This is a genomic window from Pectobacterium fontis (assembly GCF_000803215.1).
GTDB lineage: Bacteria > Pseudomonadota > Gammaproteobacteria > Enterobacterales > Enterobacteriaceae > Pectobacterium > Pectobacterium fontis.
Genome location: NZ_JSXC01000019.1, coordinates 1 through 16,951 on the forward strand (window position 1 = coordinate 1; position 16,951 = coordinate 16,951).

The 16,951-nt window shown below is 53.5% G+C and carries 14 protein-coding genes and 1 pseudogene; 6 read left to right on the forward strand and 9 right to left on the reverse strand.

Annotated elements, in window-relative coordinates:
• Positions 1–159 (forward strand): annotated as a pseudogene (locus OI69_RS06845) (IS200/IS605 family transposase); the annotation flags it as partial.
• Positions 160–293: 134 nt separating this feature from the next.
• On the opposite strand, the gene OI69_RS06850 reads toward OI69_RS06845, so the two are convergent.
• Positions 294–1,637, reverse strand: a complete 1,344-nt coding sequence (locus OI69_RS06850; protein WP_039347864.1) for a 2-hydroxycarboxylate transporter family protein — start codon at positions 1,635–1,637, stop codon at positions 294–296.
• 1,400 nt (positions 1,638–3,037) lie between these two features.
• Between OI69_RS06850 and dppA the strand changes: the two genes are divergently transcribed.
• The 5 genes from dppA (at position 3,038) to dppF (ending at position 8,815) form a co-directional block, all read left to right on the forward strand.
• Positions 3,038–4,645 carry a dipeptide ABC transporter periplasmic-binding protein DppA gene (gene dppA, locus OI69_RS06855; RefSeq protein WP_039347867.1) on the forward strand — a complete coding sequence of 536 codons (1,608 nt, stop codon included), beginning with the start codon at positions 3,038–3,040 and terminating at the stop codon, positions 4,643–4,645.
• A 233-nt stretch (positions 4,646–4,878) separates the two neighbouring features.
• Entirely contained in the window at positions 4,879–5,898 is a 1,020-nt protein-coding gene (dppB, locus tag OI69_RS06860) for a dipeptide ABC transporter permease DppB (protein ID WP_039347870.1), read from the forward strand.
• 13 nt (positions 5,899–5,911) lie between these two features.
• Entirely contained in the window at positions 5,912–6,814 is a 903-nt protein-coding gene (dppC, locus tag OI69_RS06865; RefSeq protein ID WP_039347874.1) for a dipeptide ABC transporter permease DppC, read from the forward strand.
• Positions 6,815–6,827: 13 nt separating this feature from the next.
• On the forward strand, positions 6,828–7,808 hold the full coding sequence (dppD, locus tag OI69_RS06870) for a dipeptide ABC transporter ATP-binding protein (RefSeq protein ID WP_039347876.1): 981 nt from the start codon (positions 6,828–6,830) through the stop codon (positions 7,806–7,808).
• Positions 7,805–8,815: a dipeptide ABC transporter ATP-binding subunit DppF gene (gene dppF, locus OI69_RS06875; protein WP_039347879.1), complete on the forward strand. Its 1,011-nt coding sequence runs from the start codon at positions 7,805–7,807 to the stop codon at positions 8,813–8,815. Before dppD ends, dppF begins: the two co-directional genes overlap by 4 nt.
• A 295-nt stretch (positions 8,816–9,110) precedes the next feature.
• Here the strand turns inward: dppF and dinD are convergent, their stop codons facing one another.
• From dinD to OI69_RS06910, 8 genes are all read right to left on the reverse strand, one after another.
• A complete protein-coding gene (gene dinD, locus OI69_RS06880) occupies positions 9,111–9,935 on the reverse strand; it encodes a DNA damage-inducible protein D (protein WP_039347884.1) in 825 nt (274 codons plus the stop codon).
• Between the two features lie 160 nt (positions 9,936–10,095).
• Positions 10,096–10,374 (reverse strand): antA/AntB antirepressor family protein, encoded by a 279-nt coding sequence (locus OI69_RS20190; protein WP_327078724.1) that lies wholly within the window; start codon positions 10,372–10,374, stop codon positions 10,096–10,098.
• Between the two features lie 400 nt (positions 10,375–10,774).
• Positions 10,775–11,638 carry a YicC/YloC family endoribonuclease gene (locus OI69_RS06885; protein WP_039278589.1) on the reverse strand — a complete coding sequence of 288 codons (864 nt, stop codon included), beginning with the start codon at positions 11,636–11,638 and terminating at the stop codon, positions 10,775–10,777.
• A gap of 97 nt (positions 11,639–11,735) precedes the next feature.
• Positions 11,736–12,644 carry a LysR family transcriptional regulator gene (locus OI69_RS06890; protein WP_039347886.1) on the reverse strand — a complete coding sequence of 303 codons (909 nt, stop codon included), beginning with the start codon at positions 12,642–12,644 and terminating at the stop codon, positions 11,736–11,738.
• 469 nt (positions 12,645–13,113) lie between these two features.
• Positions 13,114–14,061: an isoaspartyl peptidase/L-asparaginase family protein gene (locus OI69_RS06895; protein WP_039347889.1), complete on the reverse strand. Its 948-nt coding sequence runs from the start codon at positions 14,059–14,061 to the stop codon at positions 13,114–13,116.
• A gap of 58 nt (positions 14,062–14,119) precedes the next feature.
• Positions 14,120–14,941 (reverse strand): M55 family metallopeptidase, encoded by an 822-nt coding sequence (locus OI69_RS06900; protein ID WP_039347891.1) that lies wholly within the window; start codon positions 14,939–14,941, stop codon positions 14,120–14,122.
• A 25-nt stretch (positions 14,942–14,966) separates the two neighbouring features.
• The gene (locus OI69_RS06905) at positions 14,967–16,043 is read right to left on the reverse strand and encodes a DmpA family aminopeptidase (RefSeq protein ID WP_235319662.1); all 1,077 of its coding nucleotides are present in this window, start codon (positions 16,041–16,043) and stop codon (positions 14,967–14,969) included.
• An 8-nt stretch (positions 16,044–16,051) separates the two neighbouring features.
• Positions 16,052–16,951, reverse strand: coding sequence for an ABC transporter permease subunit (locus OI69_RS06910; RefSeq protein WP_039347894.1), 900 nt, complete (start codon positions 16,949–16,951; stop codon positions 16,052–16,054).

Consider the following 16,951-nt stretch of genomic DNA (forward strand, 5'->3'; position numbering starts at 1 on the left):
AAGTTTGGCAACCGTAAATTTTGGAGCGAAGGGTTCTATGTAAGTACGGTAGGGCTAAATGAAGCGACAATCCAGAAATATATCAGAGAACAAGAGAAGTCAGATTTACTCTCAGACAAATTGAGTAGTAAAGAGTACGCAGACCCCTTCAAGGGGTAGGCCAAAGTAGCAAAGACACTTAGCTTGAACGAAGAGAAAGCAGCGTCATTTAGGCGCAGTCGGTAACAAGCCCTTATAGGGCAAGAGCAAACCACCCGCTATGCGGGTGGTTATGATTAGAAAAGCGTGTTGGGTTAGGCAACCCAGCCCAGCAGCAGCGTTGCGGCGATGACGGTTGATGCGCCACCGATACGGGTGGCGATCTGTGCGAACGGCATCAGGGACATACGGTTAGAGGCTGACAGGATCGCCACATCACCTGTACCACCTAGCCCGCTGTGGCACGTAGTCACGATGGAAGCCTCAATCGGGTACATGTTCAGGTAAGGTGCAATCAGGAAGCTCACCAGCGCCATGGACAGCACCACCGAACCGCAGACGATGACGTAACCTACAGAGAATACGGCAACGACGCTCTCCAGCGGGATATACAGCATGCCAAGCCCAATCATCAGCGGCCACACCAGAGAACTGGAGACGAATTTGTAAACGCTGTGCGCACCCGTTTCCATGATGGCAGGAATAACGCGCCCGTATTTGCAGAACACAGCGATCAGGATCATCAGAACCGGGCCAGGGATGTGAACGACGTGTTCCATCAGGCCACCGATGATGAAGAAGGCGCAAATCATCAACAAGCCGCCACCCATCAGGTGAAAATCGACTGGTTTAGGGGCTTCTTGTACGGCAAGCATCGCGTTGTCTTCATCGCTGCGAACCAGACGGCCTTCGCCGTTCAGATCCTTGCGGCGCATGCCCAGACGGGAAAGCACACCGGCACACAGAATCGCGAAGATGTTACCAACAACCGCAGCAGGCGCTAACTGAGCAACATACACATCCGGGCTTTGTCCCAGAATCGCAGAATAGGCGAGGGACAGCGGCAGGATGCCTTCACCAATACCGCCACCGATGATTGGCACGATGATGAAGAAGAAGGTGTGGTAGAAGCTGTAACCGCACAATTTACCAACCAGCAAACCCGTTACCAGCGCGGTCGCGGTGCCGATGACCAGTGGGACGAACATGCGCACCATCCCCTGAATCAGGATTTTGCGGTTCATACCCAGGATACTGCCGACCACCAGACAGGCGATGACGAAATACAGGAAGTTCGCCTCTTTCATCAGCAGGTGGACGGTTTTCATGGTGTTGTCATTGAACAGATCAAAATACACCATCACGGAAGGCACCATCAGGCACAAGATCGCCGGGCCGCCGATATCTTTAAACACAGGGATGTTGCTGCCAATGTGCGCCAGTAAAAAACCCATCGTCATAATGACGGCGAAGCCGCCGATCATGTTTTTGGGCAAAAAGCCCTCATAGGCAGAGATAGCAACGATGGCGGCAATCGCCATGAAAAGTGCAACAGGAACGGAGCCGATTTTCTTTTTAAAAAAGCTTTCGAAAAACGATGTCTGTGTTGCCAGAGCGAGATCGTTCTCACATAGAATATCAGTTTCAATTTTTTTCATTATATTCACCCTGCTAGGACAGTTGGTACAGAAGCAATGACATACCTGCCGCGTAACGTCGTTACGATATTAATCGTGCATCGCTATCGACGTGATTTATTGACGTTTTCCCTTCGATATCAGTATTTATCGAACTTTACTCATGCCAATGGCGGCAGAATGTTTATTATAAAAAAAGCAGAAAAGTAATTTTTTTTGTTTTTTATCAATTGGTAACAAAAAGACAGATAATGATTGATATTGTTTAACAAAGAATCACGTTGGAGGGTAATCTAGCATGAGTGAATGTTAAAAATAATACGTTAATTACGTATTTGTGAACTTATCAGCAACTCCATTTTAAATAACTTACGTTGTTTTTTTGTAATTAAAATAATCTATAGCGAGGGAGGATAAATGAGGAAGTGAGGTAAATCACAATGTGAAAATACCACTTTATGAGAATAAGTAAATAGCGTGTTTTTATTTTAGTGAAAATATTTATTTAACTAAAATATCCAATTAATTATTGAGCAATATCATTGTCTGCCCATTGTACCTCTTGTTGAGAGGTTACATTGTGTCTGGCATCGGCGAGAAGTAGAGGAACACTCACTGTGGTGAACAGGTAAAAACAGAGCGTGTGTTGAACGAAGTAATGCGTACTTCTTGCCCGTTTAAGGGAAGATCGCAAAGTTTTTTTCCGTAGCGTAGATAGTCATTCACCTCCTTATAGTGTCATGGTAAATATCAGAATTTCTTATCGACTATCAGAATTTTCACCAGCCATTAACGTTTTTAACAAAGCGCGGTGCTCATATTTTGAACATATAAAACCCGATGATTATAGTTTTTTTAATGGTGATAATTTCTTTTTATAAGCAATGTATAGGTTTTTATCACTATTTTTACATTGAAATGCAAAACATACACCTTGTTTAAGGTGGTGAGATTGTATTTTCTCTTTTGATAAAATGTAAGGAAATTTTGTAAATCCTTACAACTTATATTGACGCCACCGCCATCTGTTGAGAAATTGAGGGCGTCATAGGGATATAAGGGGGAAAGCAGCGGTTTGCCTGAATGATTCTACGTCTTCATCCAGCATCCGTGAGCGGGTTGTGGCGTTTTGAGGTCTAGGTTGTAGTTATTATGACTATATCCAATAGCGTGACGACACACCGGTTGTGGTAACTCCTTTTATTTCCCCCACTATTTTCATGTTGCCTTAGGGCGACAAGGTACAAACCGCTGCTCGTAAAAATACAGGTTTGGCCAACCATACCCCAGTGACTTCAAGATGCAGGACGGACGATCGGCGCGATGAACTACTGTGCTTTTTTAGCGACAGTATTCATGCGTATGCAGCTTGGAGTATGGCGGGTATAGCACACAACATCATCCACAATGGAGCACAAGTAATGGAAAAATCCCTGATTAAATCAAGGGTGTTGACGTTCGGTCTTGGCTTGCTCGCCATGTCCGTCGCTGCGGGCGTTCAGGCAAAAACGCTGGTTTACTGCTCAGAAGGCTCCCCGGAAGGTTTTAACCCACAGTTATTCACCTCCGGTACGACATTTGATGCCAGCTCTATTCCTCTCTATAACCGTCTGGTGGAGTTTAAAGACGGCACCACGGATACCAGCCCCGGTCTGGCTGAAAAATGGGATATTAGCGAAGACGGCAAAACCTACACCTTCCATCTGCGCAAAGGCGTGAAATGGCAAGACAGCAAGGATTTCAAACCTTCCCGTGAATTCAACGCCGATGACGTGATTTTCTCCTTCATGCGTCAGCAGGATGCCAACCACCCGTACCATAAAGTCTCTGGCGGCAGCTATGAATACTATCAGGGTATGGGTATGCCAGAGTTGGTCAGCAAAATCGAAAAAGTAGACGACTACACCGTTCGCTTTGTGCTGAACCGCCCTGAAGCTCCATTCCTGGCAAACCTGGCGATGGACTTCGCATCTATCCTGTCTGCGGAGTACGCGGATAAGATGCTGAAAGCCGGCACGCCGGAGAAGATCGACCTGAACCCCATCGGTACAGGCCCGTTCCAGCTCCAGCAGTACCAGAAAGATTCCCGCATTCTGTACAAAGCCTTTGAAGGTTACTGGGGCAGCAAACCAGGCGTTGATCGTCTGGTCTTCTCCATCACGCCAGATGCTTCCGTACGTTACGCCAAGCTGCAAAAAGACGAATGCCAGATCATGCCGTATCCAAACCCGGCCGATCTCGCGAAGATGAAAGAAGACAAGAACATCACGTTGATGGAACAGCCGGGCCTAAACGTTGGCTACCTGTCTTACAACGTGGAGAAAAAACCGCTGGATAACGTCAAGATTCGTCAGGCGCTGAACTATGCGGTGAACAAGTCTGCCATCATCAATGCGGTCTATCAGGGTGCCGGCCAGGCCGCAACCAACCTGATCCCGCCAACCATGTGGGGCTACAACAACGACGTTAAAGACTACAGCTACGATCCTGAGAAAGCGAAGGCGCTGCTGAAAGAAGCGGGCATGGCTGACGGTTTCTCCATCGACCTGTGGGCAATGCCGGTACAGCGTCCGTACAACCCGAATGCCCGTCGTATGGCGGAAATGATTCAGTCCGACTGGGCGAAAGTTGGCGTGAAAGCCAAGATCGTCACCTACGAGTGGGGCGAATATCTGAAGCGCGCGAAAGACGGTGAACACCAGACCGTGCTGATGGGCTGGACAGGTGACAACGGGGATCCAGATAACTTCTTCGCGACCCTGTTTAGCTGCGACGCGGCTAAGAATGGCTCCAACTATTCCAAGTGGTGCTACAAACCGTTTGAAGATTTGATTCAACCGGCGCGCGCCATTTCCGATCATGAAAAACGTATTGAACTGTACAAACAGGCACAGGTGGTGATGCACGATCAGGCTCCGGCGCTGATTGTCGCGCACTCCACCGTGTACGAGCCAGTGCGTAAAAACGTGAAAGGTTATGTCGTTCAGCCGCGTGGCGTGCATAGCTTCAACAACGTGACGTTGGATTAAGTCAGCCACTCGATTTTCACGGACATTACAAACCCCGACCTTGCGGTTTCTCGTTAGAGGAGCCGTGGAGGCGGGGTTTCTTGCCCGTTACGTTTTTATGGCAGACTTCCTGCCCGCCACCCGGCGGGCCGTCGCACACGACGTTTAAAATCGTTCCTGACGATTTTTTAGCTGTGAGCAATGATAAATCCGGTGGCCAACGAGCCAACGGGTATAAATAGAGAGTTCGGGATATGTTGCAGTTCATACTCCGGCGTTTGGGGCTTGTTATCCCAACGTTTATTGGTATCACCCTGTTGACCTTCGCCTTCGTGCACATGATTCCGGGCGACCCGGTGATGATCATGGCGGGGGAGCGTGGTATTTCCGCCGAGCGCCATGCGCAATTGCTGGCTGAAATGGGGCTGGACAAGCCGCTTTGGCAGCAATACGCCCACTATATTGGCGGTGTGTTACAGGGCGATCTGGGGATCTCCCTCAAGAGCCGCATTCCCGTGTGGGAAGAATTTGTGCCTCGCTTCAAAGCGACGCTGGAACTGGGTATCTGCGCGATGCTGTTTGCTATCGCGGTTGGGATCCCGGTGGGGGTGCTGGCTGCGGTCAAACGCGGTTCCATTTTCGATCATACCTCTGTTGGCCTGGCGCTGACGGGCTACTCCATGCCTATCTTCTGGTGGGGCATGATGCTGATTATGCTGGTCTCCGTTCAGCTCAATCTGACGCCTGTCTCAGGGCGTATCAGCGACACAATCTTCCTGGATGACAGTATGCCGTTAACCGGTTTTATGCTGATCGACACCCTGTTCTGGGGCGAGGAAGGCGATTTTATCGATGCGGTCGAACATATGATCCTGCCTGCGATTGTACTGGGCACCATTCCGCTGGCGGTGATTGTGCGTATGACGCGCTCCGCGATGCTGGAAGTGCTGGGCGAGGATTACATTCGTACCGCCCGCGCCAAGGGGCTGAGCCGCCTGCGCGTGATTGTGGTGCATGCGCTGCGTAATGCGATGCTGCCGGTGGTGACGGTGATTGGTTTGCAGGTCGGCACCATGCTGGCCGGCGCGATACTGACGGAAACCATTTTCTCCTGGCCGGGGCTGGGACGGTGGTTGATCGATGCGTTGCAGCGTCGTGATTATCCGGTGGTTCAGGGCGGCGTGCTGCTGGTGGCAACCATGATTATTCTGGTTAACCTGCTGGTGGATGTGCTCTACGGCGTGGTTAACCCACGCATCCGTCACAAGAAATAAGGGGAAGGCTAAGATGACACACGTCACTGAACCTGTTGTAAACAGCGCACCAAAGCCGATGACCCCGCTACAGGAATTCTGGCACTATTTTAAACGTAACAAAGGGGCGGTCGTTGGCATGGTGTATGTCGTGCTGATGCTGATTATCGCCATTGGCGCCAATATGTTGGCACCGCACGCGCCCGCCGAACAGTTCCGCGATGCGCTGCTGCGTCCACCGGTCTGGCAAGAGGGTGGAAGCTGGCAGTTTATTCTGGGGACGGATGACGTCGGGCGTGATGTCCTGTCGCGCCTGATGTACGGCGCCCGCCTGTCGCTGCTGGTCGGTTGTCTGGTGGTGGTGCTGTCGCTGGTGCTGGGGGTGATCTTCGGTTTACTCGCCGGGTATTTCGGCGGTGTGGTCGATGCACTCATCATGCGTATCGTCGATATCATGCTGGCACTGCCAAGCCTGCTGCTGGCGTTGGTGCTGGTGGCCGTCTTTGGGCCGTCGATTGTGAACGCCTCGCTAGCGCTGACCTTCGTGGCGCTGCCGCACTATGTTCGTTTAACCCGTGCGGCGGTGCTGGTGGAAGTCAACCGCGATTACGTCACGGCTTCACGCGTGGCGGGAGCGGGTTCGGCACGTCAGATGTTCGTCAATATTCTTCCTAACTGCCTGGCACCGCTGATTGTGCAGGCGTCTCTCGGTTTTTCTAACGCCATTCTTGATATGGCTGCTTTGGGTTTCCTCGGTATGGGCGCACAGCCGCCTACGCCAGAGTGGGGCACCATGCTGTCGGACGTTTTGCAGTTTGCGCAAAGTGCCTGGTGGGTGGTGACGTTCCCCGGTCTGGCGATCTTGCTGACGGTATTGGCGTTTAACCTGATGGGGGACGGCTTGCGTGACGCTCTCGACCCCAAACTCAAGCAGTAACAGAGGTAGAGAGATGGCGTTACTCAATGTAGATAAACTGTCGGTTCACTTTGGTGATGAAGATCTGCCGTTTCGTGCGGTCGATCGCATCAGCTATCAGGTGGAAGAAGGGCAGGTGGTCGGTATCGTCGGGGAATCCGGCTCCGGTAAATCCGTCAGCTCGCTGGCGATTATGGGGCTGATTGATTACCCCGGCAAGGTGATGGCCGACAAGCTGGAATTTAACCAGCGCGATTTAACAAAAATTTCTGAGAAAGAACGGCGTAATCTGGTGGGGTCGGAAGTCGCGATGATTTTCCAGGATCCGATGACCAGCCTGAACCCGTGTTACACCGTGGGCTACCAGATCATGGAAGCGATCAAGGTGCATCAGGGCGGCAACCGCAAAACCCGTCGTCAACGGGCGATTGACCTGCTGACGCAGGTTGGCATTCCCGATCCGGCGTCGCGTTTGGATGTGTATCCACACCAGCTTTCCGGTGGGATGAGCCAGCGCGTGATGATCGCGATGGCGATTGCCTGTCGGCCTAAACTGCTGATCGCCGATGAACCGACCACGGCGCTGGACGTGACCATTCAGGCGCAGATCATCGAGCTGCTGCTGGAATTGCAGCAGCGTGAGAACATGGCGCTGATTCTGATTACGCACGATTTGGCGCTGGTGGCCGAAGCCGCACACCACATCATCGTGATGTATGCCGGACAAGTGGTGGAATCTGGCAAAGCGGCGGATATTTTCCGTGCGCCTCGTCACCCCTATACCCAGGCGCTACTGCGTGCGCTGCCGGAGTTTGCGGCGGATAAATCCCGACTGGCCTCGTTGCCGGGCGTGGTGCCGGGGAAATACGATCGCCCTAACGGCTGTCTGCTCAATCCACGCTGCCCTTATGCGCAGGCGCGTTGCCGTCAGGAAGAACCTGAATTACGCGATATTCCTGGTCGTCAGGTGAAATGTCATACACCGCTGGATGATGCGGGGAGGCCAACTCGATGAGTGAAATGAACGCCACATCGCAGCCGTATTTACTGCATGCGATCGATTTGAAAAAACACTATCCGGTGAAGAAAGGTTTTTTTGCACCGGAACGGATGGTGAAAGCGCTGGACGGCGTATCTTTTACGCTGGAGCGCGGTAAAACGCTGGCGGTGGTAGGGGAATCCGGCTGTGGCAAATCCACGCTGGGCCGCCTGCTGACGATGATTGAAATCCCGTCTGATGGCGAACTGTACTATCAGGGGCAAGACCTGTTGAAGCCGGATCCTGAGGCGCAGAAGCTGCGTCGGCAGAAGATCCAGATCGTGTTCCAGAATCCTTACGGATCGCTAAACCCGCGTAAGAAAGTCGGACAGATCCTGGAAGAGCCGCTGCTGATCAACACTGGGTTGTCAAAAGCGGAACGCCGTGAAAAAGCGTTGGCGATGATGGCGAAAGTGGGGCTGAAAACGGAGCATTACGATCGCTACCCACATATGTTTTCCGGCGGTCAGCGTCAGCGTATCGCCATTGCCCGTGGGTTGATGTTAGATCCTGACGTGGTGATTGCCGATGAACCCGTTTCGGCGCTGGACGTGTCGGTGCGCGCGCAGGTACTGAACCTGATGATGGACTTACAGCAGGACTTGGGGCTGTCTTACGTCTTCATCTCGCACGATCTGTCCGTGGTCGAACATATCGCTGATGAAGTGATGGTGATGTATCTGGGTCGCTGCGTCGAGAAGGGCAGCAAAGACGCCATTTTCAACAATCCGCGCCACCCGTATACGCAGGCGTTACTTTCCGCGACGCCGCGCCTGAACCCAGATTTACGCCGCGAGCGTATCAAGCTGACGGGTGAGCTACCTAGCCCACTAAATCCACCGCCGGGCTGTGCGTTCAACGCCCGCTGTCAGCGCTGCTTCAGCACCTGCACGCAGTTCCAGCCGCAGTTGAAAACCTACGGCGAGCAGCAGGTTGCGTGCTTCGCCGTCGATCAGGACGAACAGGGTATTGTTGTCGCTTAGTTTACGCCACTCACCTACGCTGCTATGGCGTAGGTGAGCTATATCTTTCTCATATCCTCCCCAATCTACCCCCCACTTGGCAGTGGTTTTTGATAGATTTCGAGAGAATTAAGTAGACGATGGTTTTTGTTAAATGCCCTTAAAAACAGGGCATTATAGAATTTAATGGATGTGGGTAGAATTTACTCGATTGAATCTGTTTATTGAGTAGATGGGTTAAAGCCTTGCTGTAAGCGGGTTTGCGATAATGCGTTTTTTCTATGTACACGGTAAAATCAAGTGCTCTATATTTTGGCTATTTTTTATCCAGTTTTTTTGCGGCAGATTCTAGCTGTTTGATGCTTTTTTCTGGCGCAGGTAGATTCTCTGGCATAGTCCCGCCCAGTTCTTTGATTGTTTGTCTTACTTTCCTTCCCACTTCAAAGTGAGTTTCATTGGCTTTTTGCTTCGATTTAACATTATCCCTGCGGAGCTTCTCTTCAGCCTGGGTTGCTCGGAATAGGTTGGCTGCTAATTCAGTGGAACCCATGTGGTCGAGTATCTTTTGGCTTTTCTTGAGTCCTTTCCGTTGATGTATGGCCTTTTGGTCTAATCCGCCGTACAGCCCTTGATACCCATGATTTTGAAATATTGCAAAATCCAGAGTGGTTTCAACACCGGCTTGCTGTGCTGCCTCGACCAATTGTTTATTGTGCTCTTTCAGTTCGTTCCTGAGAAAAAGTCGTTTTTCATCTTCGCGGAGTCGCTTGAATGTTTCATCATCTGCCAACTCTTGCCGTCTAGTCTGAATTGCAAAGTATGTTTGCCCTGCTGCTATGACGGGCTTTGTGGGGTCTGCGTTTTGCACAACTAAGTAGCAAGCGTATCGGGAAAGCCTTATATCCTTTAATTCTCTTTGTGCACCTGAACCAATTTTGACCATACCGAGGACATCCTCGAAATGGTCATCAACATTGTGTCCACTGTTGAGGCAGGCTTCTTTTGCTCGTTCTAAAACAGGAGTGAAATGACGATACTCTGAGTAATCCAGCAGCTTTGACAGCTCTCGCGCTGACCAATATTCTGCTCCTTCGTCATCAACTTGCTTGATTTCTTCAAAAGGCTGGTGGTGCTCGTTCATCGCTCACTCCATGTATCTTGCGCTGGTGGGTTTCGTTTTAGTCGCTGGATTTACTGAATGTTTGCTTCAATATCCCACATTCTGATTATTGTATGATAGGCCTATCCCACAATAAGGAACCACACCAGCCATGAGAATGACAGTCACAAAAAAGAGATAATCAGCTTTTGCCGCTGGTCTGGCCGATATCCAAAGTGATGGTGTAATCAACTTCAGGGCGACCTGCTCCGGTAATTTCCACTCGTTCCGGTGTTAATTGGTCAAAATCTGTCCCTCTCACAAAACCGTACTGAGAAACTCGACCATTAAACCAACGGGAAAAGACACGCCCTGCGCCTAGCGCTGTGTGTAACGATTTCGCGCTAACAAGATTATTTTCACGTCCACAGATTCGACCAGAAATAACTGGGATTAATTCGGCAAAGTCATTGCTGGAAATATCGCTCTGGCTGTTTTCAGAGTGAGCGAATCCCTAACCGTTAAGGCCATTATTTTTTGATGTCATAAAATCAGGCTCCGTTAGCTGGCGGCGTAATCCGGTTACAGGCTCAGGATGTGGTTAATTTCTTGCTGGGTAAGTGGTTGGTGGCCGTTAATGTCGGCATTGGTATTTACCAGTCGAATGACGCGGGAAATATCATCACGCTTTGCAAACCGATAACGATAGTGACTGCCGATTTCGTCTGTGTTTGATTCATCAATACGCTCTAGGGGTACACCCAGGTGTACACGGTAATCATGCGCTTTGTTGTTTCTCCATGATAGCCCATGATAACAAAAAAGCCCGCGATATCGCAGGCTTCTTGGTTTTTTGATAGTGAATGATTTTTCGTAAATCGTTATTCGATATTCTGAATCTGTTCCCGCATTTGCTCGATCAGCACTTTCAATTCTATAGCTGATGCGGTGACGTCGGCGTTGATGGATTTCGAGGCCAGCGTGTTCGATTCGCGGTTGAATTCCTGCATCATGAAGTCGAGGCGGCGGCCGACGGCTTCTTCTTTTTTCAGGATTTTGTAGGTTTCTTTGACGTGTGCGTCGAGGCGGTCGAGTTCTTCGGCGACGTCGACGCGCTGCGCCATCAGCACCAGTTCCTGTTCCAGACGGTTATTTTCCAACTGTACTTGCGCATCTTCCAGCTTGCTTTGCAGACGTTCGCGCTGCCATAGCAGGATGTTTGGCATTTGGGCACGGACTTTGACGACTTCGGCGCTGACGCCCGCCAGACGCTGTTCGATCAGCGCTTTTAGCGCATTGCCTTCGCTTTCACGGGCGGCGATGAAGTCATCCAGCGCGCCTTCCAGCGCGGTCAGCAGTTCGGCGCTGATCGCGTCCAGATCCTGCTCTTCCGCCGACATTACGCCGGGCCAGCGCAGGATATCAACCGGGTTGATTTCCCCTTCGTCGCTCTGCATTTTGACCCAGTTGGCGGCATTAACCAGTTGCTTTGCCAGTTTTTCATTCAGGATCAGCGCACTTTGCGCGCTCGGGTCGAGTTCAAAACGCAGGTTGCATTCGATTTTGCCACGGGTCAGGCGGGCGCGGATGCGCTCACGCGCGACGGGTTCGAGGCTGCGGAACTGTTCCGGTAAACGAAGATAGGTTTCCAGATAGCGCTGGTTTACGGAACGCAGTTCCCAGGCTGCGCTTCCCCAGTTGCCCTTGATCTCTCGGCGGGCGTAAGCGGTCATGCTGCGAATCATTGGTGCATACCTGTAAAGCAAATGATGGGAGGGATTATAGCGTTGCGTCCCGGCAGGGGATAGAAAAAACCGTCCGTGGTGTGGCGTCTGTCGTGAGTCAGGCGGCGTAAAGCAGGGCTTCGTTTTGTCTGGCGATCTCGCGACAGCGGTTTTTCATCATCTGTTTCAGTTGCAGCGTCGCTTGTGATTGTGGGTTATCACGACGGCTGATCAGCGTGACTTCAAAAGGCAGCGGCTGGTCGATAGGGACGATTTTGAGCTGATCGGCATAGCGGCAGGCAGTGAAGAGATCGACGATACCGGCACCGCCACCTGCCAGCACCATGTCGGCAATCACCGAGTACGTTTTAATGTAGAGCGACGCGGCGGGTTTTAGCGCTTTATCACGCAGCGCACGGTGTACCACCTGACCGAGCGGATCCTGATGCTGCATCATCAGCAGGTTGTTGTTGCACAGCCATTCCAGCGATACCGGGCCGTTTATTGGGCTGTCTTTCGGCAGCAGGGCCACCATCGTGGACTGGAATAGCGGCTCCGCCAGCAGTTCGGACGGCACCTGCTGACCAAAGATCAGCGCGAAATCGAGCTGATTTTGCAGAATGTTCTGGCACAGCGTGCTGAAGTGTTCCGTGACGAGTTCGACCTTAACCGATGCCGCCTGCTTATGAAATTCCACCAGCGTCGGCGCGACGATCATCTGCCCAAACGCGTGTGCCGCACCCAGCCGGACAGAGTGTGCCTTGCTGGTTTTGATTTGTTCGGTGAGGGAACTGATGCTTTGCAGATGGCTGAAAAGTTCCTGCACTTTCGGGATAAGTCGCAGCCCTTCTTCGGTGGCGATCATGCCCTGCGTACGACGTTCAAACAGGGAAAAGCCGAGCTGTTGTTCCGCGTGATTCAATACCCGGCTGACGTTGGGCTGCGAAACGTTGAGCAAACGAGCAGCGCCGCTGATGGTGCCTGCCTGAACAATGGCCTGGAAGATTTCAATATGGCGTAAACGCATGGTTGCAGGCTCCGGCTGATGCTTCTGATAAGCATCGTATGAGTAATAACCAAAAAGTCTGCAATTATTACGCCAGGTTATATACCCGTCATACTTCGAGTTGTATGTGCGTTGGCTACGCTACTCCGCCCACTTGCGTGGACCTCGCCCCGTAGGGGCCGCTGCAAGCAGCGTTCAAATCTGCTCTGGCAGATTTGTCAGTCACCCGAATCACTTACCTGAGTAAGCTCATCGGGACTCCCTCTCTTGCCGCGTTACGAGGAACATAAAATGTCCCTCGCCCTGACGGGTCAACGCCTTGCGTTGTTCAAAACGTTAACGTTTTGTCCTGAAACTCGAATTATTTAGGGTATAAGCCCGCGCTAAATGGTCGATAGATAAGCGATGAGGCGGTTTTGCGCACTATTTTGATGCCCAATATTGGTGCGTTGCACTAATGTTGGGCGTTGTGTTTCGATGTGCTGACAAATTAACGATAAATATCGGCGACGGGCGCTTCTCCTACATAACCATAGCCGCGGTACATCCCCTCGCTGTTGAACGGCAGGGCGATGTTGCCGGCTTTGTCGACGGCAATCATCCCGCCGCTGCCGCCCATTTTCACCAGTTTCTCCATCACCACACGATCGCTGGCCTGTTGTAGCGTGAGTCGGGCGTATTCCATCAGCGCCGAGACATCATAGGCGGCGACGGCACGCATAAAGACTTCGCCGGTGCCCGTGCAGGAAACGGCGACCGTCTGGTTATTGGCATAGCAGCCTGCACCAATAATGGGGCTGTCGCCGACGCGTCCAGCTTGTTTGTTGGTCATACCGCCCGTTGACGTTGCCGCCGCGAGATTCCCTGCGCAATCGATCGCCACCGCACCGACGGTGCCGAATTTACGATCGGGATCGATAGGGTCGCTCTGGCCGTCATGGTCGAGGATGACGCGGCCTGAGCCTGCCTGCGCGTTATGGAGTTGCTGGCGACGTTCGTCGGTGGAGAAAAACGCAGGATCAACCCGTTCCAAACCGTGCTGTTGGGCAAAGGCTTCCGCGCCGTCGGCGGTAAACATCACATGGGGGCTGACTTCAAGTACGGTGCGGGCTGCCAGAATCGGGTTACGAATATGGCTGACGCAGCTCACTGCGCCAGCATCCAGTGAACGTCCGTCCATGATGCTGGCATCCAGTTCGTGGGTTTCCGCGTGGGTGAAGACTGAACCGTGTCCGGCATTGAACAGCGGGCACTCTTCCAGCAGACGCACAGCTTCGGTGACGGCATCCAGCGCGCTGCCGTTTTCAGCCAGAATGCGCTGACCACTGGCGACAATCTCGGACAGCGCGGCCAGATAGCGCTGCTCTTTTTCAGCGCTCATGGCCGAGCGGGTCAGCGCCCCTGCGCCACCGTGGATCACAATCACGGGTTTCGTCATGCAATAAATTCTCTTTTCAAGCGATTAGGCCCCAACATCCGGGGCGGAGAAACCGGAATCAGTTTTGCGTCGTCGCCAGATAGGAAAAGCCACCCAGCAGGCTGGTGATCTCTCGCATGCTCTGCGCCGTGTAACCGACGGTTATAGCATCCAAACGTTCAACGTTCGGCAGCAGACAGAATAGATCGGCCAGAACTGGTTTTGCCACCATCAGTTCGAGACGGTAGGGTGCCTGAATCCGCGAATTCAGCGTCTGATGCGCTTTCTCTACTGCCGCTTTTGCCGCGTCACGAATCACCTGACGCGCCTGTTCGGTACTGAGGGATTCCGCCGCGTGCTGAGAGATAGCGCGCTTGACGCAGGCGTAGCCGGTGGCGGGGTAGTAACGGGCGATCCAGCTTTGCAGCGTGTCGTCTCCGCTGACCAGCCACAGCGGCGTCTTTTGTTCCACACCAGCGGCGGCGTAAATGTCGCTTTCGCCCATGATTTCGCCGTTGATGCGCACGCGATAGAAAGCGCGACCATTAATGGTATGCGACAGCACGCCAAACTCGCCCGCTGCGCTGTGGTAGCCGATGAACATCAGGCCGTCGAACTGCTGCTGTTCTAACCCTTCCACCATCGAATAGCCGCGCGGTTTGCCCTGTACCAGCCGGGCGCGGGCGTCGATGTTTTCTGCACGCAGATTGACCATCGCCGCGTGGCTGTCGGCGACCACGACGTCGGTTGCACCACCCGCAAATGCGCCGTCGATGGCGGCATTCACTTCCTGCTCCATCAGGCCGCGTGCCAGTTGGTATTCCGCGGTGCCGGGGCTGCACTGTTCCGGGCGCATCACGCCGGCGATCCCTTCGATATCAGCAGAGATAAACACTTTCATAATCAGTTTCCTACGGGAGAATGTCCTAACGGATAAGCGTTTCGGCCAACCGATCCAACGCCTGTGACAGCGTTGGGCGGTGATGGCCGCGAAAACCGGTCACGGCGTCAGCCTGAAGCATGGCGTCGAGCACCGCATGTTCGGTGGCGTCGGCGGCGGCGCTTAACAGCGGCTCAAGCTGCGCATCCTCCGGCGGCTGTGGCTGTGGGCAGGTGGAAAACGCGACGGCGATATCGCCGGAACCGTGTCCCCAGTAGCTGCCGAGTCGTCCTAATCCTGCGCCTGCACGTTTAGCGATGCGCTTGAGCTGGCGGGCGTCGAGCGGGGCATCCGTCGCCATGATAATGATGATCGATCCGGCGTCCTGCTGCGGGGCGAGATCTGGTAGAATCGGGGCGATGGCGCTTCCCATCTGCACGCCGTCGAGCGTCAGCGCGGAAAGCGTACCGAAGTTTGCCAACACCAGCACGCCGAGCGTGGCGTTTAATTCAGGGATCAGGCGTGATGCGGTGCCGATGCCGCCTTTCAGGCTAAAGCAACTCATGCCGCGTCCGGCACCGACGCTACCGCGTGCGAAGCTATCTGCTGCGCTATCCAGTGCTTGCCGGGCCATGTGTTCCGTCACCGCCAGCGCCTGAATGTCGTTCAGCCAGCCGTCGTTGCACTCCAGCGCCAGCGGGTTCACCGTCGGCAGGGTACGACCTAGTTCAGGGTTACGCGCAATCGCGTCACGCACCAGCGTGGTAAACAGCGTACCGGTTGCCAGTGTGTTGCTGAGCAGGATGGGCGTTTGCAGTACTCCCAACTCCTCAATTTGTACCAGCCCGACAGGTTTGGCGAAGCCGTTCAGCACCGCTGCGCCGCACGGCAGAGGCTGGATGAACAGGTTTTCGCCGGGCGGTACAATCGCGGTGACGCCAGTTTGCACGTTGCCTGCCACCAGCGTGCAGTGACCGACGCGCACGCCTGCCACATCGCTAATGCGGTTATGCGATCCGCTGACCGAGCGCGGCGTACCCAACTGCCGCGTCGCTTTCCAGCGTTGTAGCAACAGCGTTTGCTGCTGCTGGTGATAGTCGTTCATCGGGTGCTCGCCGTGCATCGCCTTCCTCAGCTTTTCAGTTTGGGATCGAGCGTATCGCGCAGCGCATCCCCGAGCAGGTTAAACGCCAGCACGGTGAAGAAAATCGCCAGACCGGGGAACACGCTGACGTGCCAGGCACCTGCCATCATCAGGCTGCGGCTCATCGCCAGAATATTACCCCACTCTGGTACGTCCGGCTCCGGGCCAAGGCCGATGAAGCTCAGCCCTGCGGCCGTCAGGATGCTGGTGCCGATACGCATGGTGAAATAGACGATCACGTTAGGCAGCGTGCCGGGCAGGATGTGGCGCATCAGTACGATGCGATCTGGCGCACCGGCGCAGCGTACCGCTTCTACATAAGCCGCCTGTTTCAGCGACAGCGTAGAGGCACGCACGATGCGGGCGAAAACCGGCACGCTGAAGACGGCGACGGCGATAATCACGTTATTCAGGCCAGGGCCGAGGATGGCGACGACCGCAATGGCCAGCAGCATACCGGGGAAGGCGAACAGCACGTCGGAACCGCGCATGATCAGCGTATCGACCCAGCGACCGTAGTAGCCTGCTAACAGGCCGAGCACGATGCCGACCAGCATGCCCAGCGTGACGGAAAAGATACCGATATAGAGCGAGATGCGAGCGCCGTAGATGATGCGGCTCATCACATCGCGCCCGAGATCGTCAGTACCCATCCAGTGTGCTGCCGACGGCGGTGACGCCAGCGCCATCCAGTCTGGCTCCATCGGGTTCCACGGTGCCAGCCAGGGGGCGAAGATCGCGACCAGTACCAGCAGCAGAACGAAGCCGCTGGACACCAGCGCCATCGGGTTACGGATAAAGACCTGAACGAAATCGCGCCACGGCGAACGTATCGTCTCTTCATCAAGCGTGGCTGCGGCCACGACGGGTTCGGAAGGGAGGTTCAT

Excerpts from the sequence above, each read along its gene's own strand:
- dppF (WP_039347879.1), top strand. The coding sequence starts at position 7,805 with ATGAGTGAAATGAACGCCACATCGCAGCCGTATTTACTGCATGCGATC.
- OI69_RS06900 (WP_039347891.1), bottom strand. The coding sequence starts at position 14,941 with ATGAAAGTGTTTATCTCTGCTGATATCGAAGGGATCGCCGGCGTGATG.
- OI69_RS06895 (WP_039347889.1), bottom strand. The coding sequence starts at position 14,061 with ATGACGAAACCCGTGATTGTGATCCACGGTGGCGCAGGGGCGCTGACC.
- dppC (WP_039347874.1), top strand. The coding sequence starts at position 5,912 with ATGACACACGTCACTGAACCTGTTGTAAACAGCGCACCAAAGCCGATG.
- dppD (WP_039347876.1), top strand. The coding sequence starts at position 6,828 with ATGGCGTTACTCAATGTAGATAAACTGTCGGTTCACTTTGGTGATGAA.
- dppA (WP_039347867.1), top strand. The coding sequence starts at position 3,038 with ATGGAAAAATCCCTGATTAAATCAAGGGTGTTGACGTTCGGTCTTGGC.
- dinD (WP_039347884.1), bottom strand. The coding sequence starts at position 9,935 with ATGAACGAGCACCACCAGCCTTTTGAAGAAATCAAGCAAGTTGATGAC.
- OI69_RS06890 (WP_039347886.1), bottom strand. The coding sequence starts at position 12,644 with ATGCGTTTACGCCATATTGAAATCTTCCAGGCCATTGTTCAGGCAGGC.
- dppB (WP_039347870.1), top strand. The coding sequence starts at position 4,879 with ATGTTGCAGTTCATACTCCGGCGTTTGGGGCTTGTTATCCCAACGTTT.
- OI69_RS06885 (WP_039278589.1), bottom strand. The coding sequence starts at position 11,638 with ATGATTCGCAGCATGACCGCTTACGCCCGCCGAGAGATCAAGGGCAAC.
- OI69_RS06910 (WP_039347894.1), bottom strand. The coding sequence starts at position 16,951 with ATGAACCTCCCTTCCGAACCCGTCGTGGCCGCAGCCACGCTTGATGAA.
- OI69_RS06905 (WP_235319662.1), bottom strand. The coding sequence starts at position 16,043 with ATGCACGGCGAGCACCCGATGAACGACTATCACCAGCAGCAGCAAACG.
- OI69_RS06850 (WP_039347864.1), bottom strand. The coding sequence starts at position 1,637 with ATGAAAAAAATTGAAACTGATATTCTATGTGAGAACGATCTCGCTCTG.